We start from the raw sequence: 13,038 nt of genomic DNA on the forward strand, positions 1-13,038 counted from the left end.
TTCCGAATTTCCCGTAAGCCGATTTCAGGCAGGAACCCCATGATGGACGCCTTCGAACTTCCCCGCACCCTGGTCCAGTCCCTTCAACGTCGCGCCGCGCAGACCCCGGACCAGGTGGCTCTGCGCTTCCTCGCCGAGTCCGCCGAGCACAGCGTTGTGCTCAGTTATCGCGACCTCGACCAACGCGCCCGCACCATTGCCAGCGCCCTGCAGGCCAATGCCGCGCTGGGCGACCGCGCAGTGCTGTTGTTCCCCAGCGGTCCGGATTACGTCGCGGCGTTTTTTGGCTGCCTGTACGCCGGGGTGATCGCAGTGCCGGCCTACCCGCCGGAGTCCACCCGCCGTCATCACCAAGAGCGTTTGCTGTCGATCATCAGCGACGCCGAACCGCGCCTGCTGCTGACCATTGCCAGTCTTGCCGATGGCCTGGCACAGATAGAAAATGCGCCGCCGGTGTTGAGTGTCGATACCCTCGATGCGCCAGTGGCCGATGCCTGGATCGCCCCCGACCTACAGCCCGACGACATCGCGTTCCTGCAATACACCTCCGGCTCCACAGCGCTGCCCAAAGGCGTGCAAGTCAGCCACGGCAATCTGGTGGCCAACGAAGTGCTGATCCGCCGTGGCTTTGGCATCGACCTCAACCCCGACGACGTGATTGTCAGCTGGCTACCGCTGTACCACGACATGGGTCTGATCGGCGGCCTGTTGCAACCGATCTTCAGTGGCGTGCCGTGCGTGCTGATGTCGCCTGCGTACTTCCTTGGCCGGCCATTGCGCTGGCTGGAAGCGATCAGCCAATACGGCGGCACCATCAGCGGCGGCCCGGATTTCGCCTACCGGCTGTGCAGTGAACGGGTCAGTGAGTCAGCCCTGGAACGCCTGGACCTGAGCACGTGGCGCGTGGCCTATTCCGGCTCCGAGCCGATCCGGCTCGACACCCTGGACCGCTTCGCCGAGAAATTCGCCGCCTGTGGTTTTAGCTCAGACAATTTCTTTGCGTCCTACGGCCTGGCCGAGGCCACGCTGTTTGTCGCTGGCGGCACCCGGGGTCAGGGCATCCCGGCGCTGCGCGTCGACGAGACGGCGCTGGCCGCCAACCGCGCCGAACCGGGGCAGGGCAGTGCGATCATGAGTTGCGGCACCAGCCAGCCGGAACACGCGGTGCTGATCGTCGATCCCCACACCTTGAGTGAGCTGCCCGACAACCGCGTCGGCGAACTCTGGGCCACCGGTCCGAGCATCGCCCACGGCTACTGGCGCAACCCCGAAGCCACGGCCAAGACCTTCGTCCAGCATGCCGGGCGGACCTGGCTGCGCACCGGCGACCTGGGCTTTATTCGCTTTGGTGAGGTGTACATCACCGGCCGCCTGAAAGACCTGTTGATCGTGCGCGGTCATAACCTCTACCCGCAAGACATCGAGCAGACTATCGAGCGCGAAGTGGAAGTGGTGCGCAAAGGCCGGGTTGCGGCGTTTGCGGTGAATGACCAGGGCCTGGAAGGCATCGGCATCGCCGCTGAAATCAGCCGCAGCGTGCAGAAAATCCTGCCGCCCGAGGCGTTGATCAAAGCCATCCGCCAAGCCGTGGCCGAAGCCTACCAAGAAGCGCCGAGTGTGGTGGTGTTGCTCAACCCCGGCGCATTGCCCAAGACCTCCAGCGGCAAGGTGCAGCGTGCGGCCTGCGCGCTGCGTCACGCCGACGGCAGTCTCGACAGCTATGCGCAGTTCCCCGATCTGCAAGGACTGGCGGGCGATGCTGCGCTGGAATCCGAACTGCAACAGCAGATCGCGGCGATCTGGTGCGAACAGTTGCAGGTCGCGACCGTTGCTGCCGACGATCACTTCTTCCTGCTCGGCGGTAACTCCATCACCGCTACCCAAGTGGTCGCACGCCTGCGTGAAACCCTCGGCCTGGAGCTGAACCTGCGCATGCTGTTCGAGGCGCCGACCCTGTCGACGTTTGCCGCCAATGTTACGCAATTGCAGCAGGACGGCGGCGTGGCCCAAGGTGCAATTCATGCCTTGTCACGCCAGGACGAACTGCCTCAGTCCCTGGCTCAGAACCGCCTGTGGATCACCTGGCAACTGGACCCTCAGAGCAGCGCCTACACCATTCCCGGCGGCTTGCGCCTGCGTGGCGAGCTGGACGAAGACGCAGTGCGCCTGAGTTTCCAGCACCTGATCCAGCGCCACGAAGCCCTGCGCACTCGCTTCTACGAGCGCAACGACCAGGCCTTCCAGCGTGTTGAAGCCAACGTGGCGTTCGACCTGCAAGTCATCGACCTCAGCGACCTGCCCGCTGCCGAGCGCGAAACCCGCGCGCAGCAGATCCGCGAAGACGAAGCACGCACTCAATTTGATCTGGAAAAAGGCCCGCTGCTGTGGGTGACACTGGTGCGCCTGGACGACGAAGACCATCAACTGCTGGTGACGCTGCATCACATCATTGCCGATGGTTGGTCGCTCAACATCCTTATCGACGAGTTCTCGCGCCTCTATGCCGCGGCCTCCCAGGGACAATCCCTGGAACTGCCGGCCCTGGCCCTGCAATACGCCGACTACGGCAGTTGGCAACGTCAATGGCTGGCCGAAGGTGAAGGTCAGCGCCAACTGGCGTACTGGAAAAACCAACTGGGGGACGAGCACCCGACCCTGAGCCTGGCCACCGACCATCCGCGCTCCGTGCAGCACATCCGCAGTGCTTCGCGCCATAGCGTGCGCCTGAGCGTCGGCCTCAGCGAAGCGATTCGCCAGACCGCCCAGGCCAATGAGTCCACGCCATTCATGCTGTTGCTGGCGGCGTTCCAGACCTTGCTCTATCGCTACAGCGGCCAGCGCGATATCCGCATCGGCGTGCCCAATGCCAACCGCCCGCGCCAGGAAACCCAAGGCCTGATCGGCTTTTTCATCAACACCCTGGTGCTGCGCGCCGAACTGGACGGGCGCCTGCCGTTCAACCAGCTATTGGCCGCCACCCGCGAGACCGCACTGGGTGCCCAAGCCCATCAGGACCTGCCCTTCGAACAACTGCTGGAAGCCTTTTCTCAGGCCCGCGAGCAGGGCTTGTTCCAGGTCATGTTCAACCACCAGCAACGCGACCTCAGCGCCTTGCGCCGCCTGCCGGGCATGCTCGCCGATGAGCTGCCGTGGCACAGCCGCGAAGCCAAGTTCGACCTGCAACTGCATACCGAAGAAGACCGCAACGGCCGCCTGAGCCTGGCGTTCGACTACGCCGATGAAGTGTTTGAAGGCGCAACCATCCAGCGCCTCGCCGAGCACTTCATCAACCTGCTGCACGCCATCTGCGAGCAACCCCAGCAAGCCCTCGGCGACCTGCGTTTGCTGCAAGCGGACGAACAGCAACCGTGGAGCCAAGCGCCGTGTGCGCCCGCCCAGCAGTGGTTGCCCGAGCTGCTCAATCAGCAGACTTCGGACAACACCGCGTTGGTCTGGCAGGACGGCAGCCTGACCTTCGCCCAACTGCATGCCCAAGCCAACCGCCTGGCCCATTACCTGCGCGACAAAGGCGTGGGCCCGGACGTGTGCGTGGCTATCGCCGCCGAGCGTTCGCCGCAACTGCTGATCGGCCTGCTGGCGATCATCAAGGCCGGTGGCGCCTACGTGCCGCTGGACCCGGATTACCCCGCTGAGCGCCTGGCCTACATGCTCAAGGACAGTGGCGTGCAACTGCTGCTGACCCAGACCGCAGTGTTGGAAAAACTGCCGAGCGCTGACGGCGTGTGTGTCATCGCCATGGACAGCCTGCATCTGGAAAGCTGGCCGACCCAGGCGCCGGGCCTGCACCTGCACGGCGACAACCTCGCCTACGTGATCTACACCTCCGGTTCCACCGGCCAGCCCAAAGGCGTCGGCAATACCCATGGGGCCCTGGCCGAGCGCTTGCAGTGGATGCAGGCCACTTACCAACTGAACGACACCGACGTGCTGATGCAAAAGGCACCGATCAGTTTCGACGTGTCGGTGTGGGAATGCTTCTGGCCGTTAATCACCGGCTGCCGCCTGGTGCTGGCCGGCCCTGGCGAACATCGCGACCCGCACCGCATCGCGCAGTTGGTGCAGGAACATGGCGTGACCACCCTGCACTTTGTGCCCCCGCTGTTGCAGCTGTTCATCGACGAGCCGCTGGTACCCGAATGCACCAGCCTGCGTCGCCTGTTCTCCGGCGGTGAGGCGTTACCAGCCGAACTGCGCAACCGCGTATTGGCTCAGTTGCCGGCGGCGCAGTTGCACAACCGCTATGGCCCGACCGAGACCGCGATCAACGTCACCCACTGGCACTGCACCGCTGAAGATGGCGAGCGCTCGCCGATTGGCCGCCCGCTGGGCAATGTGATCTGCCGCGTATTGGACGATCATCTCAACCTGTTGCCGGCCGGTGTGCCGGGCGAACTGTGCATTGGTGGCATTGGCCTGGCGCGGGGGTATCTGGGGCGTGCCGGTTTGACCGCCGAACGGTTTATCGCCGACCCGCTGGGCGAGGCGGGTGCGCGCCTGTATCGCACTGGCGACCGTGTGCGCTGGAATGCTGACGGCGTGCTCGAATACCTGGGGCGTCTCGATCAGCAGGTCAAACTGCGCGGCTTCCGCGTGGAGCCGGAAGAAATCGAAGCGCGCCTGCTGGCGCTGGACGGTATCGCCCAAGCCGTGGTGCTGGTGCGCAATGCCACACTGATCGGCTACTACACCGCAAGCAGAGCGCTGGACGAACAGGACGTGAAAGCCGCCCTGGCAGCCGAGCTGCCCGAGTACATGGTGCCTGCGCAACTGATGCGCCTGGACGCCATGCCCCTGAGCCCCAGCGGTAAGCTGGACCGCCGCGCATTGCCGGAGCCGGTGTGGCAAACCCGCGAACACATTGAACCCGAAACCCCGTTGCAACAGCAGATCGCCGCAATCTGGCGCGAAGTGCTCGGCCTGCCGCAAATCGGCCTGCGCGATGACTTCTTCGCCCTCGGCGGCCACTCATTGCTGGCCACGCAAATCATCTCCCGCACCCGCCAGGCCTGTGACGTTGAGCTGCCGCTGCGTACCTTGTTTGAAGCCAGTGAACTGGGCGCGTTTGCCGAGCAAGTCGGCCTGATCCAGGCCTCGGGCCAGCGCAACCAGCAAACCGCGATTGCCAAAGTCGACCGCAGCCAACCGGTGCCGCTGTCCTATTCCCAGCAGCGCATGTGGTTCCTCTGGCAGATGGAGCCGGACAGCCCGGCCTACAACGTCGGTGGCATGGCGCGCCTGCGGGGCGTGCTGGATGTGGGGCGTTTCGAGGCGGCGTTGCAGGCCTTGATCATGCGCCACGAAACCCTGCGCACCACGTTCCCCAGTGTCGACGGGGTGGCCTATCAAAAGGTCTCGCCGCAGACCGGCGTGCGCATGGACTGGCAGGATATTTCGGAGCTGAATGAAACCGAGCGCGAGCAGCGCTTGCAGCAGTTGGCTGATCACGAGGCCCACACGCCGTTCAACCTGGAAACCGGCCCGTTGCTGCGCGCGTGCCTGGTCAAGGCCGGCGAGCAGGAACACTACTTGGTGCTGACCCTGCACCACATCGTCACTGAAGGCTGGGCCATGGACATCTTTGCCCGTGAACTCAGCGCGCTGTACGAAGCCTTTATCGACGAGCGTCTGTCGCCACTGTCGCCGTTGCCGGTGCAATACCTCGACTACAGCGTGTGGCAGCGTCAGTGGCTGGAGTCCGGCGAGCGTCAACGCCAGTTGGATTACTGGACCGCGCAACTGGGCACCGAACACCCCTTGCTGGAACTGCCCGGCGACCGCCCACGACCACCGGTACAAAGCCACCAGGGCGAGCTGTACCGCTTCGATCTGAGCGACGCGTTGGCTGCCCGCGTGCGCGCCTTCAATGCCGAACGCGGCCTCACGCTGTTCATGACCATGACCGCGACCCTGGCCGTGTTGCTCTACCGCTACAGCGGCCAGACCGACCTGCGCATCGGCGCCCCCGTGGCCAACCGTATTCGCCCGGAAAGCGAAGGGCTGATCGGCGCATTCCTCAATACCCAGGTGCTGCGTTGCCAGCTCAACGGTCAGATGAATGTCGGCGAGTTGTTCGAGCAAGTACGCCACACCGTGATCGAGGGCCAATCCCACCAGGACCTGCCGTTCGACCATCTGGTGGAAGCCCTGCAACCTCCGCGCAGCGCCGCGTACAACCCGTTGTTCCAGGTGATGTGCAACGTGCAGCGCTGGGAATTCCAGCAGAGCCGTCAACTGGCCGGCATGACCGTCGAATACCTGGCCAACGATGCTCGCGCGACCAAGTTCGACCTCAACCTGGAAGTGACCGACCTCGACCATCGCCTGGGTTGCTGCCTGACTTACAGCACTGATCTGTTCGACGAACCGCGCATTGCGCGCATGGCTGAACATTGGCGCAACCTGCTGGAAGCGTTGATTGCAGACCCCGATCAACGCCTCAGCGAACTGCCGCTGCTGACCGCCACCGAACAACGCGCATTGCAGGACAGCCTGGGCGTTGAGGCCGGTTTGCATCGTCTCAACGGGTGCATTCATCAGCTGTTCAGCCAGCAGGCGCGAACGCGTGCAGAGGCTCCGGCGCTGACCTTTGCCGGCGTAACCCTCACTTACGCGGAACTCAATGCACGCGCCAATCGCCTGGCCTGGATGCTGCGCGAACGCGGCGTTGGCCCGCAGGTGCGGGTCGGCTTGGCACTGCCACGCTCCCTGGAAATGGTCATTGGCCTGCTGGCGATCCTTAAGGCCGGCGGCGCCTATGTACCGCTGGACCCGGAATACCCGCTGGACCGCCTGCACTACATGATCGAAGACAGCGGCATCGGCCTGTTGCTCAGCGACGCGGCGATGTTCGAAGCCTTGGGTGAACTGCCGGCCTCGGTGGCGTGCTGGTGCCTGGAAGACGACTCGCCAGTGCTGGTGAATTACCCGGCCGATGAGCTGCCATTTATCAGCCTGCCACAACACCAGGCGTACCTGATCTACACCTCCGGCTCCACCGGCAAACCGAAAGGCGTGGTGGTGTCCCACGGCGAAATCGCCATGCATTGCCAGGCTGTGATCGAGCGTTTCGGCATGCGCCCGGACGACTGCGAACTGCATTTCTATTCGATCAACTTCGACGCCGCCACCGAGCGTTTGCTGGTGCCGTTGCTCAGCGGCGCGCAGGTGGTCTTGCGGGCCCAAGGCCAATGGGATGCGGAGGAAATCTGTGGGCTGATCCGCACCCATCGCATCAATATCCTCGGCTTCACCCCAAGCTATGGCAGCCAGTTGGCGCAGTGGCTGGCGACTCAACACCAGACCCTGCCCGTGCGCATGTGCATCACCGGCGGTGAAGCCCTGACCGGCGAACACCTGCAGCGCATTCGCGCAGCCTTCCAGCCAGAGGTGTTCTTCAACGCCTATGGCCCGACTGAAACCGTGGTGATGCCCTTGGCCAGCCTGGCGCCGGAGCACTTGGAGGAGGGCGCCGGCAGCGTGCCGATCGGCAGCATTATCGGCGACCGTGTGGCCTACATTCTCGACGCCGACCTGGCCTTGGTGCCCCAAGGTGCGACCGGCGAGTTGTATGTCGGCGGCGCGGGCCTGGCCCAGGGTTACCACGAGCGTCCGGGCATGACGGCGGAGCGTTTTGTCGCCGATCCGTTTGCCGCCAATGGTGGCCGCCTGTATCGCACCGGCGACCTGGTGCGCCAACGCGCCGATGGTCTGGTGGAGTACCTGGGGCGTATCGACCATCAAGTGAAAATCCGTGGTTTCCGCATCGAGCTGGGCGAGATCGAAACCCGCCTGCTGGAGCACGAAGCTGTGCGCGAAGCGGTGGTGCTGGCGCTGGATTCGCCAAGCGGCAAACAGCTCGTGGCGTACCTGGTCAGCGACGCAGAGCACGGCCCGTTGCGCGAGGCGCTGAAGGCGCATCTCAAGGCGCAACTGCCGGACTACATGGTGCCCGCGCACCTGATCGTGCTCGACAGCATGCCGTTGACCGCCAACGGCAAGCTCGACCGCCGTGCCTTGCCGCAACCGGACCCCGAGGCCAATCGCCAACAGTACTTAGCCCCGCGCAACGAACTGGAAAGCACCTTGGCCGCGATCTGGTGCGCGGTGTTGAACGTGCAACAAGTCGGCCTGGACGATAATTTCTTTGAACTGGGCGGCGACTCCATCCTGTCGATCCAGGTGGTCAGCCGTGCGCGGCAGGCAGGAATTCATTTCAGCCCCCGCGACCTGTTCCAGCACCAGACGGTGCAAACCCTGGCCGCTGTGGCCACGCGCTCCGAGCAGGTCACGGCGGAGCAGGGCGTACTCACTGGCAGCTCGGGCCTCACGCCGATCCAGCATTGGTTCTTTGACACCGACATCCCGGCGCGTCAGCACTGGAACCAGGCGTTGGTCCTCAAGCCGCTGCAATTGCTCGAACCCCATCGCCTGGAGCAAGCGCTGCTGGCGGTGCTGGAGCACCACGACGCCTTGCGCCTGAGCTTCACGCGGCGCAATGCCCAATGGCATGCCGAACATTTGACCGTGCCCCAGGGCGGCGTGCTGATGCAGGCGCAAGTGCGCGATATGGCCCAGTGCACCGCGTTGTTCACCGACACCCAACGCAGCCTCGACCTTGAACACGGCCCGCTGCTGCGCGCCTTGCTGGTGGATGGCCCCGAAGGCCAGCAACGCCTGCTGATCGCGATTCATCACCTGGTAGTGGACGGCGTGTCGTGGCGTGTGTTGCTCGAAGACCTGCAGAACGTGTATCGCCAACTGAGCGAGGGCGAGTCCGTCAGCCTGCCGGCCAAGACCAGCGCCTTGCGTGACTGGGCCGCGCGCTTGCAGGCTTATGCCAGCAGCGAATCCCTGCGTGAAGAATTGAGCGTGTGGCAGGACCACTTGGCGGGCCCGACGGTGGCGTTGCCGGTGGACCGTGCACAGGGCACGTTGCGCAATCGCGATGCCGACACGGTCAGCGTGCGCCTGGATGCCGAACACACCCGTCAGTTGCTGCAACAAGCCCCAAGCGCATACCGCACCCAGGTCAATGACCTGTTGCTGACCGCCTTGGCCCGCGTGCTGTGCCGCTGGAGCGGGCATGACTCGGCGCTGATCCAACTGGAAGGCCATGGCCGCGAAACCCTGTTCGATGAGATCGACCTGACCCGCAGTGTCGGCTGGTTCACCAGTGCCTATCCACTGCGCCTGACGCCCGTGCAAATCGAAGAAGCGGCCGGGCAGGGCGCCTCGATCAAGGCGATCAAGGAGCAACTGCGGGCGGTACCCCACAAAGGGTTGGGCTATGGCGTGCTGCGCTACCTGGCGGACGACCTGTGCAAGCAGGCCATGGCCGCGCTGCCAACCGCCGACATCACCTTCAACTACCTCGGCCAGTTCGACCAGAGCTTCGGCAGCGAGGCGCTGTTCCACCCGCTGGATGAGTCGGCGGGCCTGGCCCATGACCCAGATGCGCCGCTGCCCAACGCCCTGAGCGTCGACAGCCAGGTGTATGGCGGTGAGCTGGTGCTGCGCTGGACCTTCAGCCGTGAGCGCCACGATGCAGACACCATCCGCGAGTTGGCCGAGGCCTACGTCGCCGAGCTGTACAGCTTGATCGCCCATTGCCTCAAGGATGATGCCGGTGGTCTCACACCGTCCGACTTCCCCCTGGCGAAATTGACCCAGCCGCAACTCGACAGCTTGCCGGTCCCGGCCAGTGCCATCGAAGACGTGTACCCGCTGACTCCGATGCAAGAGGGCCTGTTGCTTCACACTTTGCTGGAGCCGGGCACCGGTCTGTACTACATGCAGGACCGCTACCGCATCAACAGTGCCCTGGACCCTGAGCGTTTCGCCCAGGCCTGGCAAGCGGTGATCGCCCGTCATGAAGCCTTGCGTGCCTCGTTCTGCTGGAACGTTGGCGAAGACATGCTGCAAGTGATCCACAAACCCGGCAGCACGCCGATTGAATACCTGGACTGGAGCAACGATCCCGAGGCTGAGCAAGAGCCGCGTCTGCAAGCGCTGCTCAAGGCCGAGCGTGAAGCCGGCTTCGATCTGCTCAACCAGGCGCCGTTCCACCTGCGCCTGATCCGCGTCGGCGAAGCACGCTACTGGTTCATGATGAGCAACCACCACATCCTTATCGATGCGTGGTGCCGTTCGCTGCTGATGAATGACTTTTTCGAGATCTACATGGCCCTGGGCGAAGGCCACGACGCGCAGTTGGCCACGGCGCCGCGTTATCGCGACTACATCGCCTGGCTGCAACGCCAGAACCTGAATGAAGCGCGCCAGTGGTGGCAACAGAACCTGCAAGGCTTTGAGCGCACCACGCCGATCCCGAGCGACCGCCCGTTCCTGCGCGAACATGCGGGCCACAGCGGCGGCATGGTGGTGGGCGACTGCTACACCCGTCTTGATGCCCGCGATGGCGCGCAACTGCGTGAACTGGCACAGGCCCACCAACTCACCGTCAACACCTTTGCCCAGGCGGCATGGGCCCTGGTGCTGCGCCGCTTGAGCGGCGATCGCGACGTGCTGTTCGGCGTCACCGTCGCCGGGCGTCCGGTGGAAATGCCGGAGATGCAACGCACCGTCGGCCTGTTTATCAACAGCATCGCGCTGCGGGTAAAGCTGCCGGAAGACGGTCAACGTTGCAGCGTGCGCCAGTGGTTGAACGGCTTGCTCGACAGCAACATGCAATTGCGCGAGTACGAATACCTGCCATTGGTGACCATCCAGGAACACAGCGAATTGCCTAAAGGCCAACCGCTGTTCGACAGCCTGTTCGTGTTCGAAAACGCCCCGGTGGAAACCTCGGTGCTGGACCGCGCACAAAGCTTGAATGCCACCTCGGATTCCGGCCGCACCCACACTAACTTCCCGCTGACCGCCGTGTGCTACCCCGGCGATGACCTGGGCTTGCACCTGTCTTACGACCAGCGTTACTTCGACGAAACCACCGTGCAAAACATGCTCGGCGAGTTCAAGCGCCTGCTGTTGGCGCTGGTGCAGGGGTTCCATGGCGACATGGCCGACCTGCCGTTGATTGGCGAGCAGGAGCGTGAATTCCTGGTTGAAGGCTGCAACCAGAGCGCACACGCCTATCCGCTGGACCGTAGCTATATCGAGCTGTTCGAAGCGCAAGTGAGCGAGCATCCGCAGCGGATCGCCGCCAGTTACCTGGAACAGCAGTGGACCTATGACGAACTCAACCGCCGCAGCAACGGCTTGGGCCATGCATTGATCGCGGCGGGTGTCGGCCTGGATCAACCGGTGGCCTTGCTGGCCGAGCGTAACCTCGACCTGCTGGGCATGATCATCGGCAGCTTCAAGGCCGGTGCGGGTTACCTGCCGCTGGACCCGGGCCTGCCAAGCCAGCGCTTGAGCCGCATCATCGACATGAGCCGTACGCCGTTGCTGGTGTGCACCGAGGCGTGCCGCGAGCAGGCCATTGAGTTGCTCGACGGTTTTGACTGCCAGTTGCTGGTGTGGGAAGAAGTGCCGGCTCGTGGTGAGAACCCAGGCATCTACAGTGGCCCGGACAACCTCGCCTATGTGATCTACACCTCGGGCTCCACGGGCTTGCCCAAAGGCGTGATGGTCGAGCAGCGCGGCATGCTCAATAACCAACTGAGCAAACTGCCGTACTTGGACCTGAGCGCGGCGGACGTGATCGCGCAAACCGCGTCGCAAAGTTTCGACATTTCCGTATGGCAATTCCTCGCCGCGCCGCTGTTCGGCGCGCGGGTGGACATCGTGCCGAACACCATCGCCCACGATCCCCAAGGTTTGCTGGCCCACGTTGAGGCACAAGGCATTACCGTGCTGGAGAGCGTACCGTCGCTGATCCAGGGCATGCTGGCCCAGGACCGCATCAGCCTCGACGGCTTGCGCTGGATGCTGCCCACCGGTGAGGCGATGCCGCCGGAACTGGCGCACCAATGGTTGCTGCGTTACCCGCAGATCGGTTTGGTGAACGCTTATGGCCCTGCGGAATGCTCGGATGACGTGGCGTTCTTCCGCGTTGATTTGGCATCGACCCGTGGCACCTATCTGCCGATTGGCACGCCGACTGACAACAACCGCCTGTACCTGCTGGATGGCGCGCTGGAGTTGGTGCCCCATGGGGCTGTCGGCGAGTTATGTGTAGCCGGCACGGGGGTGGGGCGTGGTTATGTCAGCGATCCGTTGCGCACCGCTCAAGTGTTTGTGCCGAACCCGTTCGGCGCACCGGGCGAGCGCCTGTATCGCACCGGCGACCTGGCGCGTCGGCGCAGCGATGGTGTGTTGGAGTACGTCGGGCGTATCGACCATCAAGTGAAGATTCGCGGCTACCGCATCGAACTGGGTGAAATCGAAGCGCGCCTGCACGAGCAACCGCAAGTGCGCGATGCAGCGGTGGGTGTGCAGGAAGGCGTCAACGGCAAGCATCTGGTGGGTTATCTGGTGGCCGCTGATGAAACCCTCAACCCAAGCGAGCGCCTGGACCGCATCAAGCAACGCCTGCGCGCCGATCTGCCGGAATACATGGTCCCGCTGCACTGGCTATGGCTCGACCGCCTGCCGCTCAACGCCAACGGCAAACTCGACCGCAAGGCCTTGCCGGAACTGGAAATCGGCCAGTTGCACAGCCAGGATTACCTGGCACCGCGCAACGAACTGGAAACCACCTTGGCCGCGATCTGGGCCGAGGTGCTGAAAGTCGAAAGGGTAGGGGTACAGGACAACTTCTTCGAACTGGGCGGGCACTCGTTGCTGGCCACGCAGATTGCCTCACGGGTGCAGAAGACCTTGCAGCGCGATGTGCCACTGCGGGCGATGTTCGAGTGCAGCACGGTGTCGCAATTGGCCGAGTACATCGAGGGATTAGCGGCCAATGAGATCAGCGCGGAGAAGGTGGATCGGTTGAGTGATTTGATGGCGGAGTTGGAGGGGCTTTAATCTTCGCTGGGTTTGAGGGCCTCATCGGTATCTACACAACTTTCAGTGGTCTGTGCCCCAACACTTGGCACCTCGCTTAGGCTCGGT

Annotated in this window: 1 protein-coding gene; it reads left to right on the plus strand. The window is 63.8% G+C overall.

What is annotated here, in order from left to right; translation table 11 throughout:
• Positions 1-39 precede the first annotated feature (39 nt).
• Positions 40-12,951, plus strand: a complete 12,912-nt coding sequence (locus ACVWXD_RS04225) for a non-ribosomal peptide synthetase (protein ID WP_457370709.1) — start codon at positions 40-42, stop codon at positions 12,949-12,951.
• Positions 12,952-13,038: the final 87 nt, after the last annotated feature.

This window comes from Pseudomonas sp. TE3911 (assembly GCF_054062775.1).